Here is a 26,692-nt window from a genome sequence, read left to right as displayed (position 1 = left end):
GGCCCGCGTCTCCCAGTCCCGGTCGCGATAGCCGTTGCGCTGGGCCAGACGAAGCGGGTTCTTCTCGCCATAAGCGGCGCCGGTGGCCGCACCCACCTCCATCTCCATCAACCGCTCGGCGGCAAAGCCGATCATCTCGCGCAGGAGATCGGCGTCGGGGGTCTTCTCCACCAGCGCGCGCAGGTTCATCATGTCGTCGGTCATCGGTGTTCCTTCCGGAAAGGGGTTGGTCTCGCAACCAGACCCTACCGGAAAGCGCCGATGACCGCCGCGCTACCCAGCTACACCACGTCCGGGGACGTCACCCGCGCATCCGCTTATCTGAGCGCGGTGTCGTTCTCCATAGGAGGTGCTCAGCTGCCTTCGGAGCCATTCTTATATAGAGGCAGGATCCGGTCCGTGCTCGTAGAGGGAGGCGCATCTGGTTCCCGGATCAACGGTAGAGACTTGAGACGTCTCGACTGCAGTCACGCGGAAGCGGGATGAGACCCCCCTGCAGGCTCGTGGCCGTTGAATGCGCGCACAGGCACGTGGAGTTGACTGCGGAGCGAATCTTCCGCTTCGATCGAATGGCGCGACATCGCGGCAAGTGGCGCGTTCTCCGCGTCGGCGAGGCACCGCTGTTAAGCCTCTGTTAAGGTCCACCAAAAAATCGTGACCTTTCTGCCACAGACCGACCTCATACCATATGGTAGCCGGGTATCCAGCCGTCGAACTTTGTTGATCGGCACCGGGACCTGCGTATTCTCACCGTCGAAGAGGGCGGAATCGTTCTCTTCGGATTGGGGATGGGGCAGGAAACAGCTGTCCTTCAGCGAAAAAAGATACCCAGACCCGCTTTGTAACTTTGACTGGAGGTCAGAAATGAACATCAAGAGCCTTCTTCTCGGCTCGGCGGCAGCTGTTGTCGCTGGCTCGGCTCAGGCTGCTGACGCAATCGTCGTCGCTGAGCCGGAGCCGATGGAATATGTCCGCATCTGCGACACCTACGGCACGGGCTTCTTCTACATCCCGGGCACCGAGACCTGCCTGAAGATCGGCGGCTACGTCCGTTACGAGATGCGCTACCGCGATCGCGACGGCGACCCGGACTACCGCTTCTCGAAGTTCGCTCGCTTCTCCCCGACCTTCGACGCCCGTTCGTCGACCGAGTGGGGCACGCTGCGTTCGTTCGGCCAGGTCTTCTTCAACTGGGGTAGCGGCAACATCTCCGGCGACGGCAACTCGACCGCGCTTGAGCATGCCTACATCTCGCTCGAGAACGGCCCGCACCTCTTCCTCGTTGGTAAGACCGACACCCCGTTCCACGCTGCTCACCTGGGCGGCCCGAACGTCGGCGGCATCTTCGAGACCCGCGGCGACAACGCTGACAACAACGACACCAACACGGGCGTCGTCTACTACACCTTCGCTCCGGGCAACGGCCTGTCGCTCACCCTCGGCGCTGTCGAGAACACCGGCAACACCGAGTTCGAGCCGAACGTTGAAGCCGTCGTTCGCTACAGCCAGGGCTGGGGCCTTCTGGTCGGCGCAGCTGGCTACGACAACGAAGTTGACGAGTGGGGCGCAAAGGTTGCTGGCGAGCTGACCTTCAACCCGGTCACCGTTGGCCTCCAGGTCCAGTACGGCAGCGACGCTTCCAGCGCCTACGGCGCTCGTTACGTCGACGGCGTCTTCGGCTCGAACCTGACCAGCGAGTGGTCGGTTGCCGGTTACGCTCGTGCGAAGCTGGTCGACACCCTCGGTGCCAAGCTGCAGGTTCAGTGGTTCGATGGCGTTGGCGGCTTCGACGACGCTTGGCAGATCACCGGCGGCCTCGACTGGGCTCCGGTCACCGGCCTGAACATCATCCCGGAAGTCCGCTACACCAAGGCTGACCTGCTCGGCGGTGGTGACGTCGAGGCTTGGGAAGGCCGTCTGCGCTTCCAGCGTTCGTTCTAATCGGTTCTCAGAACTGGTTTAGGGAAACCCGGCGGGCAACCGCCGGGTTTTTCTTTTGAGGGCCGGGCGCAGACGCGACAGCGTTTGGGTGCCGCCCAAAGAAAAAGCGCCCGGGAAAGGGCGCTTCGCGTGGGTTGAAAGATGTGGTGACAGCGGCGTTACGACCGCCGCCCGTGCACGAGGTCGCGGGCGATGTCCATCTGGCCCGTCAGCCGCATCTTGTAGACCTGATAATTCTCCATCACGCGCTGGACGTAGGAGCGGGTCTCGCTGAACGGGATGCGCTCGATCCAGTCCACCACTTCCTCGACCGATTTCCCGCGCGGGTCGCCATAGCGCTGGATCCATTCCTTGGCGCGGCGCGGGCCGGCATTGTAGCCCGCGAATGTCAGCACATAGGAGCCATTGAAGCGCTCGAGCTGGTCATTGAGATAGTGCGAGCCGAGTGTTGCGTTGTAGGCGGGATCCCGCGTCAGCTTCTCGGGCGCAAATGACATGCCGGCCTTCTTGGCCATTGCCTTAGCGGTGCCCGGCATCAGCTGCAGCAGGCCGAGCGCCCCCGCGCCCGACTTTGCCGAGATGTTGAACTCGCTTTCCTGGCGCGCGATGGCGTAGGCGAGGGCCTTGCCGGCACCCGAAATGTTGGCATTGGACGGAATCGCGCCGACCGGATGGGCAAGCGCACCGACGGGCAGGCCGCGTGAGGCGGCCCACTTGCCGACCCGGAGGGCGAGATAGTGGTTGCCCTGGCGTTCTGCCATCACCGCGAGCAGCGCAAGTTCTCCGGGGCTGCTCAGCTCCTGTGCCAGCGCCTTGTAGAGGCTGTCGGCCCGACGGGCATGACCAGCCTGTTCGAGACGCCTGATTGCCTGCACGGCTTGCCGGCGCTCGAAATTGGCGCGGTCGCCGTCAGACGCGGCAGGGTAGGCGGCCGGGATCGCGCTGCGGCTAAGCTTTGCGGCCGCGAGCTGCCCGTAGAAAGCCGTACCGTACTGGGCCGCGCGCTCGAAATACTGTCGCGCGTTCCCGGGGCCGCCGGCTTCGGCGGTGCGGCCCAGCCAGTAATAGGCACGTGACAGCGAGATCGGCCCGTCGGCGATCTCCGCGATTCGCGCGAAATGCTTGGCGCCGGTGCGCGCGTCGCCCAGACCGCGGAAGGCGTACCACCCGGCATGGAACTCGGCGTCGACCGCCTGCGCCGGGCTCTCGGCCGAATGCGCCGCGGCAATCTTGTAGGCGGTTGCGGGGTCGCCATGGTCGAGCAGTTCGCGGGAAAGCACGCGACGCTCGATCCACCATGCGTCCGGATCGACCAGCGCTGCAGGCTCGCGCGGGGCGCTCAGCATGACCTTTGCCGCTTCCTTGAAGCGCTCGTTGCGGCGAAGGTGCCGTGCTTGCGCGAAGATGTAGGCTGCACCACGCTGCGACTTTGGAACGGCCTGAAGGAGCTTTGCCGCGTTCTTGTCGTTGCGGGTGACGGCGGCGAAGGCCGCGACGAGTTCCTTCGCGCCGGCAAGTGCGGCGACGCGCTCGGCCGAGGATACACGGTCGGAATAGAGCATCCGCTCCGCGCGGAAGCGGTGGTCGGCGGGCGAGATGACCCGGCCGAACTCGCGAATGATCGCCTGCTCGTCCTTGGCCTCGAGCTTTTCGGTGCGCCACATGCGGCCGAGCACAGCGCGGGCCTTGTCCGTGTTGCCGACGGCGAGGTGCGCGCGGGCAAGCGCGATTGCTCCCTGATAGGTTTGCGGCTGCGTGTTGCCGAACGCTTCGAGCACAGTGCGCGGTGCAGCATTTTCACGATACAGCGCGCGCTCCGAGTTGGCGCGCAGCGTCGCCATGCCAGGCCAGCCGGCAAGCAACCTTGCCGCCTCGGCGATCTCGCCACTGCTAACGTCCGGGCTGCCGGAGGTGGCGATCGCCCACATCAGGATGTGGCGGTCGAGCGAGTTGGACGGCAGGTTGTCGCGTGCGACACGGGCTTTGGCAATGTTGCCGGATGACAGGGCATCGAGACCCGCCTTCAGGCGCTCGATGTTGCCCTGCGTGGTGATGTTAGTTGCCATCATCCCCGCCGCAGCACCCGCGGCGATCGAGCCGGTGGTGGCGCTGTCGATCAGCCGCTGACCGGCAGCTTTATAGGGCCGGTCGAAGGGCAGGGGACCGGAATCGGGAAGGCTCGTGAAAGCCAGGGCGGAACTGGTGCTGGTAAGGAAGGCAAGTCCCACGAGTGCCGCGCGGGCGCGTGTCGTGTCTTTCATGAGAGGTCCCTGATCCAGACAAGGTACGAGAATGGTTTGGGCATGAGGAGCCTCGCACGGAAGCGGTGAAGATGTCGTAAACGAATGGTTAGCGCAGAACGGCTGATTGTATCGACCCAATCGCGCGCCATCTTGCGGACCGCTTGGGGCGATACTATGAAGCCAGCTCAAGATCGTCACGCTCAACGTCCAAGAAAGTTTCGGAGCACATCATGTTCAGAGGGTCCCTGACCGCGCTCGTCACGCCGTTCACGCGCGAAGGCGCTCTGGACAAAGATGCATTCCGCGCGCTGTGCGAGTGGCAGATCGATGAGGGAACCTCGGGCCTCGTGCCTGTTGGCACCACGGGTGAATCGCCGACGCTCAGCCACGAGGAGCATCGCGAGGTCGTGGAGCTTGCAGTGAAGGCTGCCCGCGGTCGCGTCCCGGTCATCGCCGGTGCCGGCTCGAACAACACGGTCGAGGCCATCGAGCTGGTCCGCCACGCCGAGAAGGTAGGCGCGGATGCCGTTCTCGTCGTCACTCCTTACTACAACAAGCCGACCCAGCGCGGCCTCTACGCGCACTTCGCGGCGATCGCGCGTTCGACGAAGCTGCCCATCATTATCTACAACATCCCGCCGCGCTCGGTGATCGACATGACGCCGGAGACGATGGGACGCCTCGCCAACGACTTCAAGAACATCGTCGGCGTCAAGGATGCGACCGGCAAGATCGAGCGCGTGTCCGAACAGCGCATCACCTGCGGCAAGGACTTCATCCAGCTCTCCGGCGAGGATGCGACTGCGCTCGGCTTCAATGCCCATGGCGGTGTTGGCGCGATCTCGGTCACGTCCAATGTCGCGCCGCGTCTTTGCGCCGAGTTCCAGGCTGCTTCGCTGGCTGGCGACAAGGAGAAGGCGCTCGAGTTGCATGATCGTCTGATGCCCCTACATAAGGCTATCTTCATCGAGCCGGGTGTCTCGGGTGCGAAGTATGCGCTGTCGCGTCTCGGCAAGGTGGAGAACGTCGTCCGCTCGCCTTTGATGACCGTCGAGACCTCGACGGCGGAGCGGATCGACGCGGCGATGATTCACGCCGGTCTTTTGAATTGAGGCACGGCAGGCACGCGCGGAGATCATGAGCAAGGAGAAAAAGCCCACCGGCAAGACGGTTGCCGAGAATCGCAAGGCGCGATTTTCCTACGAGATTATCGACACCTACGAGGCTGGGCTTGTCCTGACCGGAACCGAGGTCAAGTCTCTGCGTGAGGGGCATGCGAACATCCAGGAAAGCTACGCCTCCAACGAAGGCGGCGAGATCTGGCTGATCAACTCGTACCTGCCTGAATACCTGCAGGGCAACCGCTTCAACCATGAGCCGCGCCGGCGCCGCAAACTCCTGCTGAACAAGCGGGAGATTGCCAAGCTGACGCAGGCCGTGGATCGCGAAGGCATGACGATGGTGCCGTTGAAGATCTACTTCAACGAGCGCGGCCGCGCGAAGCTGCTGCTGGCGATCGCCCGCGGCAAGAAGCTGCACGACAAGCGCGAGACCGAGAAGCGGCGCGACTGGGATCGCGAAAAGGGCAGGCTGCTCAAGGAGCGCGGCTGATCTTCAGCCGCGTTTCGCCGCCAGGTACTCCGCGACGTTCCTGAACACGTCGACGAACATTTCTTCCGTCAGCCGGCCGGTATTCGTGTTGTAGCGCGAGCAGTGATAGCTCGAGAACACGGCGATGTTGCCGACATCCGCGCGCCCGCCATGGCTGAACGGATGATCGCCGACTCGTGCGCCGAGCGCGCGGATGGTCGACTGATGCGCGATGGTGCCGAGCGTCACGATGGCCTGCAGGTTGCGAAACCGCTGGATCGTCAGCTTCAGGAAGCTGCGGCAGGTGTTGATCTCCGCGCCGACCGGCTTGTTCTCCGGCGGCACGCAGCGCACCGCGTTGGTCAGCGCTGTGTCGATCAGCTCGACGCCGTCATCCGGACGCGCCTGGAACTCTCCGGTAGAGAAGCCGAAGCTCTTCAGCGTCGCATAGAGAAGCTCGCCGGCATAGTCGCCGGTGAAGGGGCGGCCGGTGCGGTTTGCTCCCCGCAGGCCAGGCGCGAGGCCGACAATCAGCAGCCGGACGCTGTCATCGCCATCGCGCGAGAAGAAGGTCGGCACGGGCGCGTTGAACCAGTCGGGCTCGCGCGTTCGCCATTCGGCAATGAATTGGTGCAGGCGCGGGCACAGCGGGCAATCGCGCGGCGGCTCCGACAGCTTCTCGGGAATCACAGATCGTCTTCGTCGTAGTCGGGTTCAGGTTCCTGCCGGCGGGCAGGGCGCTCGCCGGGCTCACGCCCTATTTCGTTCTTGAGCGAGAGCAGGTCAATGAAGTTGTCAGCCTGACGGCGAAGTTCGTCGGAAATCATCGGCGGCTGGGAGGCAAGCGTCGAAACGATCGAGACCTTGCGGCCCTTGCGCTGCAGCGCGTCGACCAGCGTGCGGAAGTCTCCGTCGCCCGAGAAGATGACATAGTGGTCGATGACATCGACAAGGCTAAGCGTATCTACCGCCAGCTCGATGTCCATGTTGCCCTTGATCTTGCGCCGGCCGCTCGCATCTGTGAATTCCTTGGCCGGCTTCGTCACGACCTTGTAGCCGTTGTAGTCCAGCCAGTCGATGAGCGGGCGGATCGACGAGTACTCCTGGTCCTCGACGAGGGCAGTATAATAGTAGGCGCGCAGGAGGTAGCCGCGGCTCTTAAACGCTGTCAGCAATCTGCGATAATCTATATCAAAGCCGAGAGATCGGGATGTGGCGTAGAGATTGGCGCCATCAATGAAAAGTCCAATCTTCTCCCGTGGATCGAACATATTGAAAGTATCCGTTTGTCACCAATATAAATGAGATAACGCGATATGATTCACTTTCCAAGGGGAGGTGGGCTTTCGTGAGCGACACGATCCCGTGCGTGCAGGCTGGCGCGTTGGGCAACCTGCTTGTCTTTCGCGCCTTTTCACGATAAGGACCGCCAGACTCTCCGACATTCCATCGAAGAAAGGGGCAATGCATGGCCCGCGTAACTGTTGAGGATTGCATCGACAAGGTCGACAATCGCTTCGAGCTCGTCCTGCTCGCAGGACACCGCGCCCGCCTGATCAGCCAGGGCGCTCCGATCACTGTCGATCGGGACAACGACAAAAACCCCGTCGTCGCGCTTCGCGAAATCGCCGACGAGACGCTGTCGCCCGAGGATCTGCGCGAGGACCTGATTCACTCGCTGCAGAAGCACGTCGAGGTCGACGAGCCGGAGAATGACGTTCCGGATGCTCTGCCGGTTGCTGCTGAATCTGACGACGCTCCGGAAGAGAACATCGTCTTCGACCGCATGAGCGAGGAAGATCTCCTTGCCGGTATCGAAGGCCTCGTCGCTCCGGAAAAGAACGACGACTTCTGATCGCTGGCATAGCGTTCGCCACTTTATCGGCGGCGCATTCGTGATTATCTAGACATGCGCCGTGCACCCGCCCGGCGCATGTCTTGTTTTAAGTGATAGGAAACGCGCCAATGATGCGACAGTACGAGCTTGTGGAGCGCGTCCAGCGCTACAAGCCGGATGTCAACGAGGCGCTTCTGAACAAAGCTTATGTTTACGCCATGCAGAAGCATGGCCACCAGAAGCGTGCGTCGGGCGACCCATATTTTTCGCATCCGCTGGAGGTTGCGGCGATCCTCACCGAAATGCGCATGGACGAGGCGACAATTGCCGTCGCGCTCCTTCATGACACCATCGAGGACACGACTGCCACGCGGCAGGAGATCGACCAGCTGTTTGGCCCCGAGATGGGCAAGCTGGTTGAGGGGCTGACCAAGCTCAAGAAGCTTGATCTCGTTTCCAAAAAGGCGGAGCAGGCCGAGAACCTTCGCAAGCTGCTGCTGGCGATTGCCGAGGACGTGCGCGTCCTGCTCGTCAAGCTCGCGGACCGGCTGCACAACATGCGCACGCTGGGCGCAATGCGGCCCGACAAGCGCCTGCGCATCGCCGAGGAGACGATGGATATCTATGCGCCGCTCGCCGGGCGCATGGGCATGCAGGACATGCGCGAGGAGCTCGAGGAACTCGCCTTCCGCACCATCAACCCCGAGGCGCACAAGGCGGTCACCGAACGCCTCGACGAATTCTTCGATCGGAACCAGCACGTCATCGAGGAAGTCGAGCAGGCGCTGACGAACCTCTTCATCGAGCGCGCGCTCTATGCCGAGGTGAAGAGCCGGCGCAAGAAGCCGTGGTCGGTGTTCCGCAAGATGGAGACCAAGGCGATCTCCTTCGAGCAGCTGTCGGACCTGATCGGCTTCCGCGTCATCGTTGCGAATGTGGACGACTGCTATCGCACGCTGGGGGCGATCCACACCACCTGGGCGATGGTGCCGGGCCGCTTCAAGGACTACATCTCGACGCCGAAGCAGAACGATTACCGTTCGATCCATACGACCGTGGTTGGCCCGTCGCGCCAGCGCGTCGAGCTGCAGATCCGCACGCAGGAGATGGACACGGTGGCCGAGTACGGCGTTGCCGCGCACTCCATCTACAAGGATCATGGCTCGACCACGAGCGCCGGCGGCCACTTGCTGTCCAAGGACAGCAACGCCTATGCATGGCTGCGCCAGACGATCCAGGCGCTCGCAGAGGGCGACAATCCGGAAGAGTTCCTCGAGAACACCAAGCTCGAGCTGTTCCAGGATCAGGTGTTCGCCTTCACGCCGAAGGGCCGTCTGATCGCGCTGCCGCGCGGCGCAACCCCGATTGACTTCGCCTACGCGGTCCATACCGACGTCGGCGACACCTGCGTTGGTGCAAAGATCAACGGCCGCGTCATGCCGCTGATGACCGAGCTCAAGAACGGCGACGAGGTCGAGATCATCCGTTCCAAGGCGCAGGTCCCGCCGGCTGCCTGGGAATCGATCGTCGTCACCGGCAAGGCGCGCTCGGCCATCCGCAGGGCGACCAAGAACGCGATCCGCAAGCAGTATTCGGGCCTGGGCGTGCGCATCCTCGAGCGCGCCTTCGAGCGTGCCGGCAAGACCTTCTCGCGCGAGCAGATCAAGCCGGTACTTCATCGTCTTGCCCGCAAGGACGTCGAGGACGTGCTGGCGGCAGTCGGTCGCGGCGAGTTGTCGTCGGTCGACGTGATGCGCGCAGTGTTCCCGGATCACAAGCCCGAGCAGGCTTCCGCCAAGCCCCGGGAGGAGGGCTGGTTCAACCTGCGCAACGCCGCGGGCATGCTGTTCCAGATCCCGGGCCTCAAGACGCCTCGCAAGAACTCTGGCGACAACAGGGGCGCGGTACCTATCCGCGGCGTGCGCGGCGACCTGCCGGTCTCGTTCGCACCGGAAGGTGCGGTGCCGGGCGACCGCATCGTTGGCATCCTCGAGCCCGGCAAGGGCATCACCATCTATCCGATCCAGTCGCCGGCGCTGACGGCCTTCGACGACCAGCCAGAGCGGTGGATCGACGTCCGCTGGGACATGGACGAGGAAGCGAAGGAGCGCTTCCCGGCGCGGATCACGGTCACCGCCATAAACGAGCCAGGGTCGCTTGCGGCGATCGCGCAGGTGGTGGCGTCGAACGACGCCAACATCCACAGCCTGTCGATGGTGCAAACCGCAGCCGACTTCACCGAGATGCTGTTCGACCTTGAGGTGTGGGACCTCAAGCACCTGAACAACCTCATTCGGGAGCTGAAGGATTGCCCGAGCGTGAGCGCCGTGCGGCGCGTCAACGGTTAGGATGGCGCTATGATCATCGGCATCGGCAGTGACCTCATCGACATCCGCCGCATCGAGCAGACGCTCGAGCGGCACCCTGAGCGGTTCGTTGAACGCGTCTTTACAGACGTTGAGCGGGCGAAATCGGAGCGCCGCAAGGAGCGCGCCGCCTCCTACGCCAAGCGCTTCGCCGCCAAGGAGGCCTGCGCCAAGGCGCTGGGCACAGGCCTTTCGCGCGGTGTCTTCTGGCGAGACATGGGCGTCGTAAATCTGCCTTCAGGCAAGCCCACCATGAAGCTGACCGGCGGTGCCGCCGAACGGCTTGCCGAAATGGTGCCGGAGGGGCACGAGGCAGTCGTGCATCTGACGATCACCGACGATTACCCTCTGGCGCAGGCTTTCGTCATCATCGAAGCGCTGCCACTGATGCGCTGACGCTTCCCGCGTTGCCCCGGCGCGGGCAAGCGGCTAAGACGGACGCCGACGAACAACAGGACGAAACGAGCGTGGCCGATACATCGCAGAAGAAATCCGGCGGACTTGGCGAAACGATCAGCGTGATTGTGCAGGCGTTGCTGCTTGCGCTGGTGATCAGGACCTTCCTCTTCCAGCCCTTCTCGATCCCGTCGGGTTCGATGCGGCCAACCCTCCTTGAAGGCGACTATCTGTTCGTCACCAAGTGGGCCTACGGCTTCTCGAAGCACTCGTTCCCGTTCTCGCCGGACCTGTTCGAAGGCCGCATCTGGGGCAGCCAGCCCGAGCGCGGCGACGTCGTTGTCTTCAAGTTCCCGCCGAACCCGTCGCTCGACTACATCAAGCGCGTCATTGGCCTTCCGGGCGACCGCATCCAGATGCGCAGCGGCCAGCTCTACATCAACGATGAGCCGGTGCGCCGCGAGAAGGTAGGCGAGATCAACAACCCGGATATCACCGAGGTCAACCGTCCGGTCGAGGTATGGCGCGAGACGCTGCCGAACGGCGTATCCTACGACACGCTCGACCTGACGCCGAACGGCATCGGCGACAACACGCGGGAGTTCGTCGTCCCGGAGGGCCACTACTTCATGATGGGCGACAACCGCGACAACTCCACCGACAGCCGCTTCTCCGTCGGCTTCGTTCCGGAGGAGAATCTGGTAGGTCGCGCCAACATCATCTTCTTCTCGATCGCTGGCGGCGCGAGCCCGCTGGAGATCTGGAGATGGCCGACCGAACTGCGTGCGTCGCGCCTGTTCAACATGGTACGCTAGGTCGATGAAGGCCAAGGCAAAGTTTGAGGAAGACCTCGTCCGCAAGGTCGAGGCGATCACCGGTCACGCCTTCCAGGACCGCGACCTGCTGCGCCGCGCGCTCACGCATGCGAGCGCCAAGGGCGGCGAGCGCGGCAATTACCAGCGTCTCGAATTCCTGGGCGATCGGGTCCTCGGCCTCGTCGTGGCGCAGATGGTGTTTGAGGCGAATGCCAATGCGCCGGAAGGCGAGCTATCGCTGCGGCTCAACGCGCTGGTAAACGCCGAGACCCTGGCCGAGATCGCCGACGAGGTTGGCCTTTCGGAGTTGATCGTCGCCGGCAGCGAGTTGCGCACCGTTACCGGCCGCAAGCGCGTCAACCTGCGCGCCGACGTCATGGAAGCGCTGATCGCCGCCATCTATCTCGAGGCAGGGCTGGAGACGGCCCGCAACTTCATCCGCCGTTACTGGGAGAAGCGCTCTAAGGCGCCGACGGCCGCCCGCCGCGATCCCAAGACGGAACTGCAGGAATGGGCTCACCAGATGACCAAGTCCGCGCCGACCTACGTGGTCGACAGGCGCGACGGGCCGGATCACGATCCGGTCTTCGACGTTTCGGTCAGGGTAGCCGGATATGCGCCTGCCACCGGGTCAGGCCGTTCTAAACGCGAGGCCGAACAGGCTGCAGCAACTGCCATCCTGGTGCGCGAGGGCGTCTGGAAAGAGGAGTCACGCGCATGAGCGAGACAGAACAAAAAAAGACACGCTCGGGCTTCGTCGCCCTCATCGGTGCGCCGAACGCTGGTAAGTCGACCTTGGTCAACCAACTCGTCGGAACCAAGGTTTCCATCGTCACTCACAAGGTGCAGACGACGCGTTCGATCGTACGCGGCATTGCCACCCATGAGGACGCGCAAATCGTCTTCGTCGACACGCCTGGCATTTTCTCGCCACGCCGCCGGCTCGACCGCGCGATGGTGTCGACTGCTTGGGGCGGCGCCAAGGATGCCGACATCGTCCTCGTGCTGATCGATTCCGAACGCGGGCTGAAGGGCGATGCGGAAGCGCTGCTTGAAAACCTCGGCGACGTGCGCCAGCCGAAGATCCTCGTCCTGAACAAGGTTGACCGGGTGAAGCCGGAGAACCTGCTGAAGCTCACCGCCGAGATCAACGCGCGTGTGCCGTTTGAGCGGACCTTCATGATCTCGGCGTTGACCGGTTCGGGCTGTCAGGACCTGCTGAACCATCTGGCCAAGGCGCTGCCGGAAGGCCCCTGGTACTACCCGGAAGACGAGGTATCCGACCTGCCGATGCGTCAGCTGGCGGCGGAAATCACGCGCGAAAAACTGTTCCTGCGGCTGCACCAGGAAATCCCGTACTCGTCGCATGTCGAAACTGAGCGATGGGAAGAGAAGAAGGACGGCTCCGTACGCATCGAGCAGGTCATCTATGTCGAGCGCGACAGCCAGAAGAAGATCGTGCTCGGCCACAAGGGCGAGACCATCCGCGCGATCGGTCAGGCGTCCCGCAAGGAACTGACAGAGATCATGGAGCGTCCGGTGCACCTGTTCCTGTTCGTCAAGGTGCGCGAGGACTGGGGCAACGATCCAGAGCGCTATCGCGAGATGGGGCTCGACTTCCCAAGCTGATTGTCAGTCCTCGAGGATCTTCTCGAAGAACATGTCGGCGTAGGCGTTGTCGTTGTAGCGCTCGATCTCGACATAGCCTGCTTTGAAGTAGAGCGACTGCGCCTCTGTCAGCGAGCGGTTGGTGTCGAGGCGGACGCGTTGAAGTTCCAGTTCACGCGCCTCCGCTTCGAGCGCTTCGAGCAGCAGCCGGGCGATCCCCCGGCCGCGCATTTCCGGCGCGATCCACATCTGCTTGATCTCGCCGGTCTGATTGTCGAGAACATGTAGCGCACCGCAGCCGACAGGACGGCCCTCGTAGCGGACGATCAGGAAGCTGGCCGGTTCCGCCGCCTTGGCATATCCGCCCTCCTGCGGGCGGAAACCGCCATCGAACCGCGCATCGAGCTCGCGGTAATACGCCTCGATGCAGTGCAGCGCATCCTCGCTGTAAGGCGACTCCGGCGATATCGCGATCTGCGGGCCTGTCATTGGTTACTCCGGTTCTTGAGCGACCATTTAACTACGGGTTGCCGCCTTAGGTTGCGTCCTGCTTCGCCTTGAAATCGTACGCTCCTTGATGGAAGGCTGCACCGATGGAATGGCGCGACGAAGGAATCATTCTGGGCACGAGAAAGCATGGCGAAACCAGCGCCATTCTGGAAGTGATGACGCGTGCCCGCGGGCGTCATCTTGGAATGGTGAAGGGAGGCCGCTCGCGCAAGATGCAGCCGCTGCTGCAGCCCGGGAATCGCGTCGACCTCGTCTGGAGAGCTCGTCTCGACGAACATCTTGGCTTTTTTCAGGTAGAGCCGCTGGAGCTGCATGCAGCGCGGCTTTTTGACAGTGCCTGCGCCGTCTATGGCCTGCAGACACTCGCTGCTCATCTGCGGCTGCTGCCGGAACGCGACCCGCACGCGAACCTCTACGACACGCTGCTGGTGCTTCTGGAGCACCTGGAGGAACCGGAGGTTGCGGGCGAGCTGGTTGTACGGTTCGAGTTACTGCTTCTGGAAGCGCTCGGCTTCGGCCTCGACCTCGCGCGCTGCGCCGCCACGGGGCAGGTCGAGGATCTCGCCTATGTATCACCCAAGAGCGGTCGTGCGGTGTCTCGCGAAGCCGGAAAGCCGTGGGCCGACAGGATGCTGCCTCTGCCGGCCTTCCTCCAGCGGGGCGCGCGGCTGCACGCTGATCCAACAGCACTGGAAGATGCCTACCGGCTGACAGCCTTCTTTCTGGAGCGCCACGTCTACCAGCCACGAGGCATCGTTGCTCCGGAAGCGCGAGCCGGGTTTCTTGCGGCCCTGCGTCGCCATTACGCAAGCAGGGCCGCCAGGTAAGAGGGTTATTCGGCCGCGGCGAGCATCGGACGCTCGATCGGCCGCTCCTGGATCGGCCAGTGCACGAAGGCGGCGAAGACGCCGAGCGCCACGCCCAGCCACCACACGCCGTCATAGCTGCCGAAATGGTCGTACAGATAGCCGCCGAGCCAGACGCCCAGGAATGAGCCGACCTGGTGCGAGAAGAACACCACGCCGCCCAGCATGCCGAGATGCGCGGTGCCGAACATGATCGCGACCAGCGCATTGGTAGGCGGCACCGTCGACAGCCACAGCAGGCCCATGATGATCGCGAAGACGATCACTGTCGCCGGCGTCTGCGGCAGCAGCACGAAGGCGGTGACCAGGATCGAGCGGCCGAGATAGATCCAGGCGAGGAAGATCGGCTTGGAATAGCGCTGGCCGATGTAGCCGGCGGCCAGCGAGCCGATGATGTTGAAGAAGCCGATCAGTGCCAGCGCGATCACCGCATACTTTGCGTCGATGCCGATGTCGGAAATGTATGCGGGGAAGTGCGCCGTGATGAACGCAACCTGGAACCCGCAGACGAAAAAGCCGGAGGTCAGCAGCAGATAGCTGCGATGGCCCAGGGCTTCGCGCAGGGCTTCGCCAGCCGTCTGCTTGTAGGTGATGGGCGTGATGCCGGAGGACGAATTGCCCCGCAGCGGTATGGCAAGCAGCGGAATCACCAGCATCATCGCGCTCATGATGACCAGCGCGTCGTACCAGCCATATTGCGAGATCAGCCCCTGGCTCAGCGGCGCGAACAGGAACATGCCAGCGGAGCCGGCCGCCGTGCCGAGGCCGAAGACGAAGCTGCGCTGCTCCGCCGCGACATTGCGGGCAAAGGCCGCGAGGATGATGCCGAATGAGCCGGAGGCAACGCCGAGGCCAACGAGCACGCCGCCGCCGATGTGCAGCAGCGTCGGAGAGGTCGACACGGCCATGAGGATCAGGCCGCTGGCGTACATGATGCCGGACAGCGCCAGCACGCGCCACGTTCCGTACTTATCGGCCAGTGCGCCGAAGATTGGCGTGCCGAGACCCCAGGCAAGGTTCTGGATCGCCATGGCAAGGCCAAACGTCGTGCGGTCCCAGCCCTTTTCGGCTAGCATCGGCAGCTGGAAGAAGCCCATCGCCGAGCGGGGGCCGAAGGTCATAAGTGCGATCAGACAGCCGCAAATGATGATGAGCCACGGCAGGCGTGCCGTGGTGGTCTGGGGAGAAACGTGCGTAACCATGACAGAGAATCCTCAGGCGTATCGCCGCACGCTAATAGCATTTTCCCGCCACCGGAAATGAATTGAACGCGTTGACCCTTCAATTTGCTTGATGTGGGAAGTTGTTGAACGGGTTGCTGTGTCCGGGCGGGAGCGGCAGTTGCCCCGGCTGGTTGCCGAAGCCACGCAGGATATGCTGCTGCGGAACTGGCGGCTGCTCGGGCGGCAGGATCACCGTCGAATGGCCGTCGCCGCCGAGCGAGGGGTTCACCAGCGACGGGAATGGCTGGATTGAAGGCCGACCAATGACTGGCGGCGTCACCCGCACGACAGGTCGGGGAATGTTGATGAAGGTCCCGGCGCGCAGTGTATCGGCACGCAGGCCCGGATTCATATCCTTCAGCGCCTCGACATTGACGCCGCACGCAGCCGCGATCGACTGCAGCGTGTCGCCATAGGCAACCCCGACGCGAGCCGGGCACGCGGCTTGGGCAGCGGGAACCGAAATGCCGAGGACGACCGCGGCAGCGAGAAGAAACCTGGACATTGCTGCACTCTATCATGCGAATGGCGGCCGCAGCGCCCGAAATGTCGCTTGCTGCGTCTTCACCATAAGTCGTGCCTGATGAGGCAGATTGCTAGCGTCGAAGACGGTCGATTTCCGAAAACCGGGTGAGGAACGCATCCTGCACCACGGAGGCGGGCAGGGGATCGAGCGGCAGCCTGTCGTGCGTGATCCCGCGCGGGCGACCGAAGAATTTGGCCGCTTCGGCTTCTGTGAAACGCGCGAGCGTCGTTGCCTCGAACCAGGCCGCGATGTGGTCTGCCCGCTTGATCGTTTTCATCAGCCGTTCCGGCAGGTCGGCCGAGAGCGAGAAGCGCAAGTGGATCGCGCGCTGCAGGCGAAGCTCCACCTCCTTGTACCCGCCACCGACGACCGCCTTGAACGGCGAAATCATGTCACCAATTACATATTCGGGCGCGTCATGCAGCAGTGCCGCCATGCGGTCGGATGGCGAGCAGGACGGCGATATCTGGCAGAAGATGTCCTCGACCAGCAGCGAGTGCTGCGCCACTGAATAAGCGTGCTCGCCCTGCGTCTGGCCGTTCCAGCGTGCGACGCGCGCAAGTCCGTGCGCGATGTCAGAAATCTCTACGTCGAGCGGTGACGGATCGAGCAAATCGAGCCTGCGGCCCGACAGCATCCGTTGCCATGCGCGCGGCGGTGCCCCTGCCTTGTCTGCCATCAGTCCTGATCGCCCGTTGCCGACTCTGGCAGTGTGTAGCCTGCCCATGCCGGGATCGACAACGTCACCGTGACGCCGCTGGCCTCGATCGGTGTGCCGGAATCGAGAGCGTCCTTGACGCGGTCGATGCGCACGATCGCTAGGCCGTCCGTCCCGGCGACACTGCCGAGGGTGCCGATGGTGCGGCCGTTGACGGTGAGTTCCGTCCCGCTTGAGGGCAGGGGAGCTTGCCCCTTCACCAGCATGACGCGCCGGCGCGCGGTGCCTCGATGCTGCATGCGCGATACGACTTCCTGGCCGACATAACAGCCCTTGCGGACGCCTACGCCGCCAGAAAGGTCGAGCAGGATGTCATGCGGGAAGGCATCGCCAAGCTGGTAGTCGCTGCCGCTTTCGACAACCCCGTTCTCAATTCGCAGCTGGTGATAGGCTTCAATATTTGCGTCGCCCTTTGCCTCTGCGGCGTACACGCGGAAGACGCCGAGCTCAGCCGGGAAACGAAGATCGCGAAGGCCAGCGCCTGCCGTTGAATCGTTTTCTGAACCGCTTGAATCAGCTTGCCATGAAGCGAGCACAACCAGCTGATCCGGCTTCGCAATTTCCACCTTGGCCCGCATGCGGTACATCATCAGCCGCCGCAGGAAATCGTCGGCGATATCGGTCCGGCACTCGAGCAGGAACGCTGTGTCGCCGTCGCGCGAAACGAGGAAATCGAACAGGACCTTGCCCTGCGGCGTCAGCAGCGCGCCCGGTTTCGCCTCGCCAGCGGCGAGTTGGTCGAGATCGGTCGTGACGATGTTTTGCAGAAAATGCTCCGCGTCAGGGCCGTCGAGCCGGATAAGAATCCGATCGGGTAAATGCACTGTAGGCATCGCGAATCCGTCCGTTACCAGGTGAGGCCTCTACGTAGGCTCCCGGCGCGCTGGCGGCAAGCCATGCCGCCTGGTCAACGGACAGGCTAGTCGCCGGCGACGAAGAACTGCCAGCGGCCGTCAGGCGTGATGCCGACGCGGTAGAAGATGTAGCCGCCGAAGGACGTCATGTCCTGGTAATCGCCGGCAGTCACCAGCTTGAACAGCTCGACGCGCTGCCTTGGCGTCAGCGTGTCGAGGGGAACGGAGTAGAAGTACGGCCAGATGTACATCTGGTCGTTTTCGATTTCCTCGATGACGTAGCCGCTGTCGAGCACCTCGTAGAGAATCGCCAGGATTTCCTGGCCTTCGCCGTCACCGGACACGCTCTTCAGGAACTCGATCGGATCGACCTGCTCGGGGTTGAACGACAGTTGTGTTCCATCCGGGCCGGTCTGCAGCAGCGGACGCAACTGCTCGATGTCGCCGGTGAGGCACGCCTCCATGATCTTCTCCCGCAGGCGGCGAACGGGCTCCGGCAGTTTGGAAACGTCGTATTGCACTTCCGGAACCGGCACGTCGTCGTCCACTTCCGGTGTCTCAGGTTCCGCAACCTGCTTGCGCGTGTCCTGCGGGATCACGATCGGGTCGGGGAAGGGCACAGGCCCTATCTGGCGCTGGCGCGCGGCCGGTGCTTCCCTCTCGCCTTCGGGCTGCGGCGCGGCATCCGGTGCAGCTTCGCCTTGATCTTCACCACCAGCATCTGGGGCGGCCCGGGGAGGTGCCTGCTCGGCACCTTCCGGGGGCGGCAGCTGCTCGCGAATGACGTCCTCGTCGCTGGCGCCCTCGGCATCCTCGGGGATCGGCACATCCTCGCGCTGCAGCTCGCTCAGCGCCCAGGAGGGGGAGGCCGCAGGGAAAAGCAGCGCGAGCGCAAGCGCGGCCACGCCCGTTTTCAGCCGGATGGCGTCTGGCAGGTGTGACAGCGTCTTCATCATCGGGCTGCGGTTGCTCCCCAAAATCCGCTGGCTCATATCCCAATGATGCGCGGGAAGATGGTCCGCCCGCGCCTCCGGGTGGCGCTGCGGAGTTAGTGCACGCTCAGATTGCGGTCGAACTCGCCGGCAAGCAGGCGCTCGCGCATGCGTTCGATCAAGGCCAGGGCAGTGGCTTCGCCGCTGCTCTGCAGAAGTTCGGTCAGTGCAGTCGAAATGGCCGCTTCAGCCATGATGTCGGGCTCGATACCGGCAGCGAGACCATCGGCCCACGCATCTTCGCAACTTTCGACAGCCGACAGACGCTTCTCTTCACGTATCAATGTATCGATGTCGGCGAGGCTCTGATCCATTCGATCCACCCATGCAGGCTGCCCGTCTCGAATCGACGAAGCAGCGTTCTTAATGTCTCGTTAATCCCCTACCACACGAAATGCGGCGGAGCGCGCCACATTAGTGTAAAAGTTAACAAAAGCTGTATGAATAGCTGTTATGGTTAATTTCCAAAGCGCGTCGCTGTGTCGCGCGTGAGAGCTTCGCCTTCGCGCATGTAGCGATTGATCGCTTCGACGGCCGAAGTGGTGCAAGTCGCATAGCTTTGCTGGTAGCTCCGGTAGCCCTTGTTGAAGCTCGCCACGAATCTCGCGCGGCGCGATTCGTCAGGATTCTCGACTTCCAGCAGGGTATTCATCCGGTCGCGCCATTCAACGCTCTCCTCCCCGCAAAGATTGCGAAGGTAGTGGAGAGCGCCAAGAATCTCGGCAAGGCGCAGCAACTGGTTCTCGAACGGCGAGTCAGCGGCGCGCACCGGTTGTGCGGCGATTGCGGCTGCCAGGAGCAGGGCCGTTGCAGTGCATCCCAGCTTTCGGATCATGACTGCGCCGTCTTAATCTCGGCCGCGAGCTGCCGTGCGATCTCGAGCACGGAGCCTGCCAGCGGCAGTTGCTCCATTTCATCGACCGTGACCCAGACGGCGGCATCCGCATCGTCTCCGGCAACAACCGTGCCGCCGGCATAGCTCGCGGAATGGACGCTCAGCACGAATTCGATCCGATCATCATTTTCGGCCGGAATCGCGAGGTCAACGACATGGGCGACATTGGCGAGTTGTGCGCCTGTTTCCTCCAGCGTCTCGCGGATCACCGCCTGCTCGCGGGTTTCGCCGGCCTCGACGCGCCCGCCCGGAAAGGCATAGAGCCCCTTGGCCGGTGCGCGCCCGCGCCTGACCAGCAGGAACCGGCCCTCATGCAGAATCGCCACCGACACGGCCTCGATGGGCAGGGATGCGTTCGGTCCGGCTGGGGCAGCGGAAGACAAGCGGCAAATCACCTTGAAAGACAAAGTAGAGTCGAGACTACCAGCCGCACTGTGTCGAAGCCTATAGGGAATCGGCTTTCCCGGGCGCTAGCCACAGAAGGGATGCACTGGCTGTGTCTGTCGAACGAGCCTATACCTCTGGCGAGCGCCACGGCGTTTCAAGGACAGCTAGCCAAGGGGATTGTGACATGTGCGGCCGGTTTGCGCTCATCGAGGATCCGTTGGTGGTGGAGGAACACTTCGCCGCCTCCGGCGTCGACGCATTCCCGCCGCGCTACAACATCGCGCCAACGCAGCCGATCATGGTGATCGGCCCGGCGCCGACGCGCGAGCAGGGCTCGAACCAACCCCTGCGCCACGCCTACCTCGTCCGCTGGGGTTTTATTCCGTCCTGGGTCAAGGACGTTCGCGAGTTTCCGATGCTCATCAACGCCCGCTCCGAAACGGCGGCCGAAAAGGCGTCGTTCCGGGCGGCAATGCGCCATCGCCGGGTGTTGATCCCGGCTTCGGGATTCTATGAGTGGCGCAAGCTGCCGGGAAAGAAGACCCAGCCCTATTGGATCAGGCCGCGCCATGGCGGCGTGATCGCCTTTGCCGGGCTGGTGGAGACTTACGCCGAGCCGGGCGGATCGGAGATCGATACCGGTGCAATCCTGACCACGGGCGCTTCCGGCGAGATCGCGAAGGTTCACGATCGCGCCCCGGTGGTGGTTCAGCCAGAGGATTATTCGCGCTGGCTCGACTGCATCACGCAGGAGCCACGCGACGTCTCCGACATCATGAAGCCGGTGCAGCCGGACTTCTTCGAGGCGATTCCGGTTTCCGACAAGGTCAACAAGGTCGCCAATGTCGGACCGGACCTGCAGGAGCGTGTGCCGGAAGTCGCCCCAGCGTCGGAACCGAAGCCGAAGCGCGACGACCAGCTCAGCCTGTTCTAGGCCTCAGGCCGCAATTCGGCGCCTGGCCTTGCCGATCTTGTCGATCCCTGCTTCCTGCTTTTCCTCCCGGTGCGAGCAGGCAAGGGCAGCGAGGATCGCGGCCGGGCCGATGTCGCCGTAGTGCTGGGTGAGCTCCGCGTAGCGGGCGCGTTGTGCGCGTTCTTGTTCCGCTTCCAAAGGGGTTTGCTTTTCCATGTCGTGCCGCTCCGTCACTTGCGCCGTAGGGCGGGCGCGTTGTCGATGCGGAAAGCCTCGTTTTCAATTCGGGCGGCAGCGTGGATTTCCGTAGGCGCAGCCGGGGCATCACCTGGCAATTTTGCGAACATGTTTAATCAAGTCTTATCGATATGCGCCCGTGAAAATGACGCGCGGGGAAGGCCCGGTCACTTGACGTCAACTGCGAGCAGCGCGATAAGCGGGCACATGAAAACGCCTTTCGCCATTACCGGCATTTGCATTATCGACTAGCGCTCTCGCTGGTCCGGCCGTTTTCGCTCTCCCGACAGAAACGAGAAAACGCCCCGGCCAGCAGGCCAGGGGGATTGTATGTCAGAACCGCAGCTTCGGCTCTACAACACGCTGACGCGCACCAAGGAAGTGTTTGAGCCGATCGATCGGCGGAACGTGCGCATGTATGTGTGCGGGCCGACGGTTTATGACTACGCCCACATCGGCAATGCCCGTCCGGTGATCGTGTTCGACGTGCTCAACCGTCTGCTGTGCCATGTCTATGGCGAGGAGCATGTAACCTACGTTCGCAACATCACGGACGTGGACGACAAGATCAACGCCCGCGCCGCGCGCGACTATCCGGACCTTCCGCTCAACGAGGCGATCCGCAAGGTCACTGAGGCGACCAACGCGCAATTCCAGTCCGACGTGAAGGCGTTGGGCTGTCGTGAACCGGATTCGCAGCCGCGCGCCACCGAGCACATCGAGGCGATGAAGGCGATGATCGAGACGCTGGTTGTGAAGGGCGTCGCCTACGTCGCCGAAGGCCATGTGCTGTTCTCGCCGTCCGCGATGAACGCGCGATCCGGCCCGCGCTATGGCGCCCTGTCTCGCCGCCCGCTCGACGAAATGCTCGCCGGCGCGCGCGTGGACGTCGCCTCTTACAAGCGCGACGAGATGGATTTCGTCCTCTGGAAGCCGTCCAAGGAAGGCGAGCCGGGCTGGCCGTCGCCCGCCGGCATTGCGACGCTTGGCCGTCCGGGCTGGCACATCGAATGTTCGGCCATGTCGATGGCCAAGCTTCTCGAGCCGTTCGGTGGCGGCCTGCGCTGCGACGACCCGATGAAGAACGTCTTCGACATTCATGGCGGCGGCATCGACCTCGTCTTCCCGCACCATGAGAACGAGATCGCGCAGTCCTGTTCCGCCTTTGGTTCCGACCGCATGGCCAACGTGTGGATGCACAACGGCTTTCTGCAGGTCGAAGGCCGCAAGATGTCGAAGTCGGAAGGCAACTTCGTCACCATCCACGAGCTGCTCGAAACGGAAAAATTCGGTGGCCGCAAGTGGCCCGGCGAAGTCCTGCGCCTTGCCATGCTCACGACCCACTATCGCGAGCCGATCGACTTCTCCGTTCGCAAGCTGGAGGAGGCCGAAAGCCTCATCACCAAGTGGCGCCGCCGCGCCGAGGGCGGCAGTCTTGAGCCGGTCGGTGAGGAGTTCGTCGCGGCACTCGCCGACGACCTCGACATGGCCGAATACCTGCGCCTGCTGAACTCGGACCTGCCCCCGTCGCAACTCTTTTCTGCCGCAGCCCTCATTGGAATCGACCTCTCGCCACTCAAGACCGACATCGATGTCGCGTCCTTCGTCGAGAAGCGTCTGGCGGCGATCCGCGAGAAGAACTGGGCGGAGGCAGACCGCATCCGCGACGAACTGCTTGCACAGGGGGTTCAGCTCAAGGACGGCAAGGATCCGGTGACGGGGGAACGCGTTACAACCTGGGAGGTGAAGCGATGATCGATCACACCGGCATCCCGGTCGCGGACTGGGAAAAGTCGAAGGCCTTTTACGATGCGGCGCTGGCGCCGCTCGGTATTTCGATGCTTTACATCGTGCCGGAGCAGTACACCGGTGGCCAGAAGGTTGGCGGCTACGGCCGCACCAAGCCCGAATTCTGGCTGCACCACAGTTCTGAAGTGGGACCGGGCAGGCACTACGCCTTCAGCGCGAATAGCCGCGCTGAGGTCGATGCCTTCTATGCCTCGGCAATCGCTGCCGGAGGGCGCGACAATGGCGCTCCCGGACCGCGCCCGCACTACCACGAGCACTACTATGGGGCCTTCGTGATCGATCCTGACGGCAACAACGTCGAGGCAGTCTGTCACCACCCGGAAGTTTCGCAAGAGAGTCGCTAGAGAAACGGTTAGGCTGTCGACTGGATACTGGCACTCGTTTCAGGGAGTTGAAGCGATGACTTTGGACAACAAGCCGATTTACACCGGCGGGTGCCAGTGCGGTGCCGTGCGGTTTCGCGTCGAGGGTGCGCTGGCTGGCGCTTCCGTGTGCCACTGTCGCATGTGCCAGAAGGCGTTCGGCAATTTCTATGCTCCGCTGGTGACTGTTCGGCAGGAGAGCCTCACCTGGACCCGCGGTGAACCGAAACGGTTTCGTTCGTCCAATCATGTCCAGCGCGGCTTCTGCGGCGAGTGCGGCACTCCGCTGACCTATGAGGCGCCGGACGGAATCGCGCTCGCGATCGGCGCCTTTGATGCCCCGGAAACCATCGCGCCGACGGTGCAGTTCGGCGTCGAGATGAAGCTCCCTTACGTGGACAGCATTCACAAGCTGCCGCGGCGCCTGACGGAGGAAGACGTCGAGGCATCCACGTTCCTGGCTTCGATCGTCAGCTACCAGCATCCAGATCACGACACAGACACTTGGCCTCGGGAGGAGAAGTCATGAATGACACCGTCAGAACGGGTGGCTGCCAGTGCGGGGCGGTGCGTTACCGCATCCACGGGCAGCTCGGCAGGCCCTCGATCTGCCACTGCCGCATGTGCCAGAAGCAGTTCGGCTCGTTCTTCTCGGCCTTCGTGACGGCGCCGAAGGACGGCGTCGAATGGATCCGCGAAGAGCCGACCTACTACCAGTCGTCCGTGAACATCTCGCGCGGCTTCTGCCGCCGCTGCGGCACGCCGCTCACCTACCGCCATCCGGGACGCCTGGAGATCTCAATCGGTTCGTTCGACGACCGTTCGGACCTGCAGCCGCAGATCCAGGTGAACTACAAGTGGCGGCTGCCATGGGTGGAGCACATCTTCGAGGCGGAGGTTCTTGAGGAAACCACGGCAAATACCCGGCAGGAATCAATAATCTCGTTCCAGCATCCCGACCACGAGACCGAGCACTGGCCAGCCCGGGGGCTTCAGCTTTGAGCGCACTGCGTACGCTTTATCCTGAAATCGAACCGTTCGAGACCGGCTTTCTCGATGTGGGCGACGGGCACAGGATCTACTGGGAGCGCGTCGGCACCAGGGCCGCGAAACCAGCGGTGTTTCTGCACGGCGGTCCGGGCGGCGGTATAGCGCCGACCCATCGCCGCCTGTTCGATCCGGAGCTCTACGACGTGATCCTGTTCGACCAGCGCGGCTGCGGGCGCTCGACTCCGCATGCCGAGCTCGAGGCGAACACGACCTGGCATCTCGTCGCCGACATCGAACGGTTGCGCGAGATGGCGGGCTTCGAGAAGTGGCTGGTGTTCGGCGGTTCGTGGGGCTCGACGCTGGCGCTGACCTATTCCGAAACGCATCCGGATCGCGTCAGCGAACTGGTTGTGCGCGGCGTCTATACGCTGACCAAGCCCGAGCTCGACTGGTACTACCAGTTCGGCGTCTCTGAAATGTTTCCGGACAAGTGGGAGCGTTTCCTGGCGCCCATCCCCGAGGAAGAGCGCGGCGACCTGATGGCGGCGTACCGCAAGCGCCTGACGCATCCCGACCGCAAGGTGCAGCTTGAGGCCGCCCGGGCCTGGAGTCTGTGGGAAGGCGAGACGATCACGCTGTTGCCCAATCCGAACGCCGCCAGCTTCGGTGAGGACGACTATGCGCTCGCCTTCGCGCGCATCGAGAACCACTTCTTCACGCATGGCGCCTGGCTCGACGAAGGCCAGCTTCTGCGCGATGCCCACAAGCTTCGGGGCATTCCGGGCTTGATCGTCCACGGCCGCTACGACATGCCGTGCCCGGCGAAATATGCCTGGCTGCTGTCGAAAGCCTGGCCGGACGCTGAATTTTACCTGATCGAAGGGGCCGGGCACGCCTACAACGAGCCCGGCATCCTCGATCGCCTCATCTATGCTACCGACAAATTTGCAGGCAAAGCATGACACGCAAGCGCATCTATCTCTTCGACACGACCCTTCGGGACGGCCAGCAGACGCCGGGCGTCGATTTTTCGGTCGAGGACAAGATTGTCATCGCGAACATGCTGGATGAGTTCGGCTTCGACTATGTCGAGGGCGGTTATCCGGGCGCCAATCCGACGGACACCGCCTTCTTCGAAAAGAAGCGTACGTCGAAGTCGCGTTTTGTCGCCTTTGGCATGACCAAGCGCGCGGGCATTTCCGCTTCGAACGATCCGGGACTTGCCGCGCTGCTGCAGGCGAACTCTGACTGCATCTGCTTTGTTGCCAAGAGCTGGGATTATCACGTCCGCGTCGCGCTCGGCTGCACCAACGAGGAAAACCTCGAGTCGATCCGTGAGTCGGTGGAGGCCGCCAAGGTTGTCGGCAAGGAGCCGATGGTCGACTGCGAGCACTTCTTCGACGGCTTCAAGGCGAACCCGGAATACGCGATGGCGTGCGCGAAGGCGGCCTACGATGCCGGCGCGCGCTGGGTCGTGCTGTGCGACACCAATGGCGGCACGCTACCGTCCGAGATCCGCGAGATCGTGGGGAAAGTAATCGCCGGCGGTATCCCCGGCGAAAATCTTGGCATCCACGCCCATGACGACACGGGCCAGGCAATCGCCAATTCGCTGGCAGCCGTTGAGGCGGGCGTGCGTCAGATCCAGGGCACGCTCAATGGCATCGGCGAGCGCTGCGGCAATGCCAACCTGATTTCGATCCTGCCGACGCTCGTTCTCAAGCCTCGTTTTGCCGAACGCTTCGAGACCGGCGTTTCTCGCGAGAAGCTCAAGGGCATCTCGCGCCTGTCGCACGCTTTCGACGAGCTTCTCAACCGCGCGCCGGATGCGCAGGCGCCCTATGTTGGCTCGTCAGCCTTTGCGACCAAGGCCGGCATCCACGCCTCCGCGATTCTCAAGGAGCCAGAGACCTACGAGCATGTACCGCCGCAGTCAGTCGGCAACAGCCGTAAGGTCATGGTCTCAGACCAGGGCGGAAAATCGAACTTCATTGCCGAACTCAAGCGCCGCGGCATCAACGTCGCCAAGGACGACCCGCGCCTCGATACGCTCATCGCTCTGGTCAAGGAGCGCGAGGCGCAGGGCTACGCTTATGAGGGCGCCGACGCGAGCTTCGAGCTGCTTGCCCGCCGCACGCTTGGCTCAGTGCCGAATTTCTTCCACGTCACCGGTTTCCGCTGCATGGTCGAGCGCCGCTACGACGCCACCGGCAAGCTGAAGACTGTCTCGGAAGCCATCGTGAAGCTCGTCATCGACGGTGAGCAGAAGATGTCGGTCGCTGAGGGCGATGGCCCGGTCAACGCGCTCGACATTGCGCTGCGCAAGGACCTCGGCAAGTTCCAGGACGAGATCGCCGATCTTTCGCTAACCGACTTCAAGGTGCGCATTCTCAACGGCGGCACCGAGGCCATCACCCGCGTGCTCATTGAGTCGCACGATGCGACCGGCGCGCGCTGGTGGACGGTGGGCGTGTCCGAGAACATCATCGATGCCTCGTTCCAGGCGCTGATGGACTCGATCATCTACAAGCTGGTCAAGAACCGCGAGGACATGAAGGTCGCAGCCGCCTGATCAGGGAACCGTGCAGTCCTTTTGATCGGTTGATCAGAAAAT

The 26,692-nt window shown here is 63.1% G+C and carries 31 protein-coding genes; 17 read left to right on the top strand and 14 right to left on the bottom strand.

Translation table 11 applies throughout. The features are described from left to right. Window positions 1-204: transposase (locus L630_RS0112500; RefSeq protein ID WP_024848594.1), on the bottom strand; the 204-nt coding region annotated here is incomplete at its 3' end. 660 nt (window positions 205-864) lie between these two features. On the opposite strand from L630_RS0112500, the gene L630_RS0112495 reads away from it, so the two are divergent. Beyond that, window positions 865-1,941, top strand: a complete 1,077-nt coding sequence (locus tag L630_RS0112495) for a porin (protein ID WP_024848593.1) — start codon at window positions 865-867, stop codon at window positions 1,939-1,941. Between the two features lie 158 nt (window positions 1,942-2,099). Here the strand turns inward: L630_RS0112495 and L630_RS0112490 are convergent, their stop codons facing one another. Further along, window positions 2,100-4,202 carry a lytic transglycosylase domain-containing protein gene (locus tag L630_RS0112490; protein WP_024848592.1) on the bottom strand — a complete coding sequence of 701 codons (2,103 nt, stop codon included), beginning with the start codon at window positions 4,200-4,202 and terminating at the stop codon, window positions 2,100-2,102. A gap of 212 nt (window positions 4,203-4,414) precedes the next feature. On the opposite strand from L630_RS0112490, the gene dapA reads away from it, so the two are divergent. Beyond that, the gene (gene dapA, locus L630_RS0112485) at window positions 4,415-5,296 is read left to right on the top strand and encodes a 4-hydroxy-tetrahydrodipicolinate synthase (RefSeq protein ID WP_024848591.1); all 882 of its coding nucleotides are present in this window, start codon (window positions 4,415-4,417) and stop codon (window positions 5,294-5,296) included. A gap of 25 nt (window positions 5,297-5,321) precedes the next feature. Beyond that, on the top strand, window positions 5,322-5,795 hold the full coding sequence (gene smpB / locus L630_RS0112480; protein ID WP_024848590.1) for an SsrA-binding protein SmpB: 474 nt from the start codon (window positions 5,322-5,324) through the stop codon (window positions 5,793-5,795). A gap of 3 nt (window positions 5,796-5,798) precedes the next feature. Here the strand turns inward: smpB and L630_RS0112475 are convergent, their stop codons facing one another. Together L630_RS0112475 and L630_RS0112470 are read right to left on the bottom strand one after the other, a co-directional pair. Then, the gene (locus L630_RS0112475; RefSeq protein WP_034330208.1) at window positions 5,799-6,464 is read right to left on the bottom strand and encodes a uracil-DNA glycosylase; all 666 of its coding nucleotides are present in this window, start codon (window positions 6,462-6,464) and stop codon (window positions 5,799-5,801) included. Further along, a complete protein-coding gene (locus L630_RS0112470) occupies window positions 6,461-7,045 on the bottom strand; it encodes an NYN domain-containing protein (protein ID WP_024848588.1) in 585 nt (194 codons plus the stop codon). Before L630_RS0112470 ends, L630_RS0112475 begins: the two co-directional genes overlap by 4 nt. A gap of 197 nt (window positions 7,046-7,242) precedes the next feature. Here L630_RS0112470 and rpoZ point away from each other — a divergent pair, with 197 nt between their 5' ends. The 6 genes from rpoZ (at window position 7,243) to era (ending at window position 12,817) form a co-directional block, all read left to right on the top strand. Beyond that, window positions 7,243-7,629 carry a DNA-directed RNA polymerase subunit omega gene (gene rpoZ, locus L630_RS0112465; RefSeq protein ID WP_024848587.1) on the top strand — a complete coding sequence of 129 codons (387 nt, stop codon included), beginning with the start codon at window positions 7,243-7,245 and terminating at the stop codon, window positions 7,627-7,629. A 110-nt stretch (window positions 7,630-7,739) separates the two neighbouring features. After that, a complete protein-coding gene (locus tag L630_RS0112460; RefSeq protein WP_024848586.1) occupies window positions 7,740-9,959 on the top strand; it encodes a bifunctional (p)ppGpp synthetase/guanosine-3',5'-bis(diphosphate) 3'-pyrophosphohydrolase in 2,220 nt (739 codons plus the stop codon). Between the two features lie 9 nt (window positions 9,960-9,968). After that, on the top strand, window positions 9,969-10,373 hold the full coding sequence (gene acpS / locus L630_RS0112455) for a holo-ACP synthase (RefSeq protein WP_024848585.1): 405 nt from the start codon (window positions 9,969-9,971) through the stop codon (window positions 10,371-10,373). Window positions 10,374-10,444: 71 nt separating this feature from the next. Beyond that, complete coding sequence (lepB, locus tag L630_RS0112450; RefSeq protein WP_024848584.1) at window positions 10,445-11,188, top strand: signal peptidase I; 744 nt, start codon at window positions 10,445-10,447, stop codon at window positions 11,186-11,188. A gap of 4 nt (window positions 11,189-11,192) precedes the next feature. Beyond that, window positions 11,193-11,909 (top strand): ribonuclease III, encoded by a 717-nt coding sequence (gene rnc / locus L630_RS0112445; RefSeq protein ID WP_024848583.1) that lies wholly within the window; start codon window positions 11,193-11,195, stop codon window positions 11,907-11,909. After that, entirely contained in the window at window positions 11,906-12,817 is a 912-nt protein-coding gene (era, locus tag L630_RS0112440) for a GTPase Era (RefSeq protein WP_034330206.1), read from the top strand. Before rnc ends, era begins: the two co-directional genes overlap by 4 nt. Before the next feature lie 3 nt (window positions 12,818-12,820). Here era and L630_RS21415 read toward each other — a convergent pair whose 3' ends face one another. Then, on the bottom strand, window positions 12,821-13,285 hold the full coding sequence (locus tag L630_RS21415; protein ID WP_024848581.1) for a GNAT family N-acetyltransferase: 465 nt from the start codon (window positions 13,283-13,285) through the stop codon (window positions 12,821-12,823). Between the two features lie 104 nt (window positions 13,286-13,389). On the opposite strand from L630_RS21415, the gene recO reads away from it, so the two are divergent. Next, window positions 13,390-14,133 (top strand): DNA repair protein RecO, encoded by a 744-nt coding sequence (gene recO, locus L630_RS21410; RefSeq protein WP_034330204.1) that lies wholly within the window; start codon window positions 13,390-13,392, stop codon window positions 14,131-14,133. A gap of 5 nt (window positions 14,134-14,138) precedes the next feature. Here the strand turns inward: recO and L630_RS0112425 are convergent, their stop codons facing one another. From L630_RS0112425 to L630_RS0112390, 8 genes are all read right to left on the bottom strand, one after another. After that, window positions 14,139-15,374: an MFS transporter gene (locus L630_RS0112425; RefSeq protein WP_024848580.1), complete on the bottom strand. Its 1,236-nt coding sequence runs from the start codon at window positions 15,372-15,374 to the stop codon at window positions 14,139-14,141. A 79-nt stretch (window positions 15,375-15,453) separates the two neighbouring features. Further along, the gene (locus L630_RS0112420; RefSeq protein WP_024848579.1) at window positions 15,454-15,900 is read right to left on the bottom strand and encodes a LysM peptidoglycan-binding domain-containing protein; all 447 of its coding nucleotides are present in this window, start codon (window positions 15,898-15,900) and stop codon (window positions 15,454-15,456) included. 91 nt (window positions 15,901-15,991) lie between these two features. Then, complete coding sequence (locus L630_RS0112415; RefSeq protein WP_024848578.1) at window positions 15,992-16,603, bottom strand: HD family hydrolase; 612 nt, start codon at window positions 16,601-16,603, stop codon at window positions 15,992-15,994. After that, window positions 16,600-17,472 carry a folate-binding protein YgfZ gene (locus tag L630_RS0112410; RefSeq protein ID WP_024848577.1) on the bottom strand — a complete coding sequence of 291 codons (873 nt, stop codon included), beginning with the start codon at window positions 17,470-17,472 and terminating at the stop codon, window positions 16,600-16,602. The genes L630_RS0112415 and L630_RS0112410 overlap by 4 nt, the downstream gene beginning before the upstream one ends. Before the next feature lie 86 nt (window positions 17,473-17,558). Then, entirely contained in the window at window positions 17,559-18,449 is an 891-nt protein-coding gene (locus L630_RS0112405) for a hypothetical protein (protein ID WP_024848576.1), read from the bottom strand. Window positions 18,450-18,541: 92 nt separating this feature from the next. Next, window positions 18,542-18,799: a hypothetical protein gene (locus L630_RS0112400; protein ID WP_024848575.1), complete on the bottom strand. Its 258-nt coding sequence runs from the start codon at window positions 18,797-18,799 to the stop codon at window positions 18,542-18,544. Window positions 18,800-18,942: 143 nt separating this feature from the next. Next, window positions 18,943-19,320, bottom strand: a complete 378-nt coding sequence (locus tag L630_RS0112395; protein WP_024848574.1) for a TIGR02301 family protein — start codon at window positions 19,318-19,320, stop codon at window positions 18,943-18,945. Continuing rightward, window positions 19,317-19,763, bottom strand: a complete 447-nt coding sequence (locus tag L630_RS0112390; RefSeq protein ID WP_024848573.1) for an NUDIX domain-containing protein — start codon at window positions 19,761-19,763, stop codon at window positions 19,317-19,319. Before L630_RS0112390 ends, L630_RS0112395 begins: the two co-directional genes overlap by 4 nt. 188 nt (window positions 19,764-19,951) lie before the next feature. On the opposite strand from L630_RS0112390, the gene L630_RS0112385 reads away from it, so the two are divergent. Then, on the top strand, window positions 19,952-20,701 hold the full coding sequence (locus L630_RS0112385; RefSeq protein WP_024848572.1) for an SOS response-associated peptidase: 750 nt from the start codon (window positions 19,952-19,954) through the stop codon (window positions 20,699-20,701). Between the two features lie 3 nt (window positions 20,702-20,704). Here the strand turns inward: L630_RS0112385 and L630_RS22865 are convergent, their stop codons facing one another. Next, window positions 20,705-20,896, bottom strand: a complete 192-nt coding sequence (locus L630_RS22865; protein ID WP_144701673.1) for a hypothetical protein — start codon at window positions 20,894-20,896, stop codon at window positions 20,705-20,707. Between the two features lie 351 nt (window positions 20,897-21,247). Between L630_RS22865 and cysS the strand changes: the two genes are divergently transcribed. Genes cysS through cimA form a run of 6 tightly spaced genes read left to right on the top strand, consistent with a single transcriptional unit; the run spans window position 21,248 to window position 26,650 of the window. Further along, a complete protein-coding gene (gene cysS / locus L630_RS0112375; RefSeq protein ID WP_024848571.1) occupies window positions 21,248-22,672 on the top strand; it encodes a cysteine--tRNA ligase in 1,425 nt (474 codons plus the stop codon). Continuing rightward, window positions 22,669-23,070 carry a VOC family protein gene (locus tag L630_RS0112370; RefSeq protein WP_024848570.1) on the top strand — a complete coding sequence of 134 codons (402 nt, stop codon included), beginning with the start codon at window positions 22,669-22,671 and terminating at the stop codon, window positions 23,068-23,070. Before cysS ends, L630_RS0112370 begins: the two co-directional genes overlap by 4 nt. 55 nt (window positions 23,071-23,125) lie before the next feature. Further along, entirely contained in the window at window positions 23,126-23,617 is a 492-nt protein-coding gene (locus L630_RS0112365) for a GFA family protein (RefSeq protein ID WP_024848569.1), read from the top strand. Further along, complete coding sequence (locus L630_RS0112360; protein WP_024848568.1) at window positions 23,614-24,090, top strand: GFA family protein; 477 nt, start codon at window positions 23,614-23,616, stop codon at window positions 24,088-24,090. The genes L630_RS0112365 and L630_RS0112360 overlap by 4 nt, the downstream gene beginning before the upstream one ends. After that, window positions 24,087-25,040 carry a prolyl aminopeptidase gene (gene pip, locus L630_RS0112355; RefSeq protein WP_024848567.1) on the top strand — a complete coding sequence of 318 codons (954 nt, stop codon included), beginning with the start codon at window positions 24,087-24,089 and terminating at the stop codon, window positions 25,038-25,040. Before L630_RS0112360 ends, pip begins: the two co-directional genes overlap by 4 nt. After that, window positions 25,037-26,650: a citramalate synthase gene (cimA, locus tag L630_RS0112350; RefSeq protein ID WP_024848566.1), complete on the top strand. Its 1,614-nt coding sequence runs from the start codon at window positions 25,037-25,039 to the stop codon at window positions 26,648-26,650. Before pip ends, cimA begins: the two co-directional genes overlap by 4 nt. Window positions 26,651-26,692 lie beyond the last annotated feature (42 nt).

It is taken from the genome of Aminobacter sp. J41 (assembly GCF_000526635.1).
GTDB lineage: Bacteria > Pseudomonadota > Alphaproteobacteria > Rhizobiales > Rhizobiaceae > Aerobium.
This window is presented reverse-complemented; position numbering and strand designations above follow the sequence as displayed.

Bases quoted from the DNA above. Each gene is read 5' to 3' on its own strand.
- cimA (WP_024848566.1), top strand. From the start codon at position 25,037: ATGACACGCAAGCGCATCTATCTCTTCGACACGACCCTTCGGGACGGC.
- L630_RS0112495 (WP_024848593.1), top strand. From the start codon at position 865: ATGAACATCAAGAGCCTTCTTCTCGGCTCGGCGGCAGCTGTTGTCGCT.
- L630_RS0112400 (WP_024848575.1), bottom strand. From the start codon at position 18,799: ATGGATCAGAGCCTCGCCGACATCGATACATTGATACGTGAAGAGAAG.
- era (WP_034330206.1), top strand. From the start codon at position 11,906: ATGAGCGAGACAGAACAAAAAAAGACACGCTCGGGCTTCGTCGCCCTC.
- acpS (WP_024848585.1), top strand. From the start codon at position 9,969: ATGATCATCGGCATCGGCAGTGACCTCATCGACATCCGCCGCATCGAG.
- rpoZ (WP_024848587.1), top strand. From the start codon at position 7,243: ATGGCCCGCGTAACTGTTGAGGATTGCATCGACAAGGTCGACAATCGC.
- rnc (WP_024848583.1), top strand. From the start codon at position 11,193: ATGAAGGCCAAGGCAAAGTTTGAGGAAGACCTCGTCCGCAAGGTCGAG.
- L630_RS0112425 (WP_024848580.1), bottom strand. From the start codon at position 15,374: ATGGTTACGCACGTTTCTCCCCAGACCACCACGGCACGCCTGCCGTGG.
- L630_RS0112490 (WP_024848592.1), bottom strand. From the start codon at position 4,202: ATGAAAGACACGACACGCGCCCGCGCGGCACTCGTGGGACTTGCCTTC.
- L630_RS21415 (WP_024848581.1), bottom strand. From the start codon at position 13,285: ATGACAGGCCCGCAGATCGCGATATCGCCGGAGTCGCCTTACAGCGAG.
- L630_RS22865 (WP_144701673.1), bottom strand. From the start codon at position 20,896: ATGGAAAAGCAAACCCCTTTGGAAGCGGAACAAGAACGCGCACAACGC.
- L630_RS0112470 (WP_024848588.1), bottom strand. From the start codon at position 7,045: ATGTTCGATCCACGGGAGAAGATTGGACTTTTCATTGATGGCGCCAAT.
- cysS (WP_024848571.1), top strand. From the start codon at position 21,248: ATGTCAGAACCGCAGCTTCGGCTCTACAACACGCTGACGCGCACCAAG.
- L630_RS0112365 (WP_024848569.1), top strand. From the start codon at position 23,126: ATGACTTTGGACAACAAGCCGATTTACACCGGCGGGTGCCAGTGCGGT.
- L630_RS0112385 (WP_024848572.1), top strand. From the start codon at position 19,952: ATGTGCGGCCGGTTTGCGCTCATCGAGGATCCGTTGGTGGTGGAGGAA.
- L630_RS0112395 (WP_024848574.1), bottom strand. From the start codon at position 19,320: ATGATCCGAAAGCTGGGATGCACTGCAACGGCCCTGCTCCTGGCAGCC.
- recO (WP_034330204.1), top strand. From the start codon at position 13,390: ATGGAATGGCGCGACGAAGGAATCATTCTGGGCACGAGAAAGCATGGC.
- L630_RS0112410 (WP_024848577.1), bottom strand. From the start codon at position 17,472: ATGCCTACAGTGCATTTACCCGATCGGATTCTTATCCGGCTCGACGGC.
- L630_RS0112420 (WP_024848579.1), bottom strand. From the start codon at position 15,900: ATGTCCAGGTTTCTTCTCGCTGCCGCGGTCGTCCTCGGCATTTCGGTT.
- dapA (WP_024848591.1), top strand. From the start codon at position 4,415: ATGTTCAGAGGGTCCCTGACCGCGCTCGTCACGCCGTTCACGCGCGAA.
- L630_RS0112370 (WP_024848570.1), top strand. From the start codon at position 22,669: ATGATCGATCACACCGGCATCCCGGTCGCGGACTGGGAAAAGTCGAAG.
- L630_RS0112460 (WP_024848586.1), top strand. From the start codon at position 7,740: ATGATGCGACAGTACGAGCTTGTGGAGCGCGTCCAGCGCTACAAGCCG.
- L630_RS0112405 (WP_024848576.1), bottom strand. From the start codon at position 18,449: ATGATGAAGACGCTGTCACACCTGCCAGACGCCATCCGGCTGAAAACG.
- smpB (WP_024848590.1), top strand. From the start codon at position 5,322: ATGAGCAAGGAGAAAAAGCCCACCGGCAAGACGGTTGCCGAGAATCGC.
- L630_RS0112360 (WP_024848568.1), top strand. From the start codon at position 23,614: ATGAATGACACCGTCAGAACGGGTGGCTGCCAGTGCGGGGCGGTGCGT.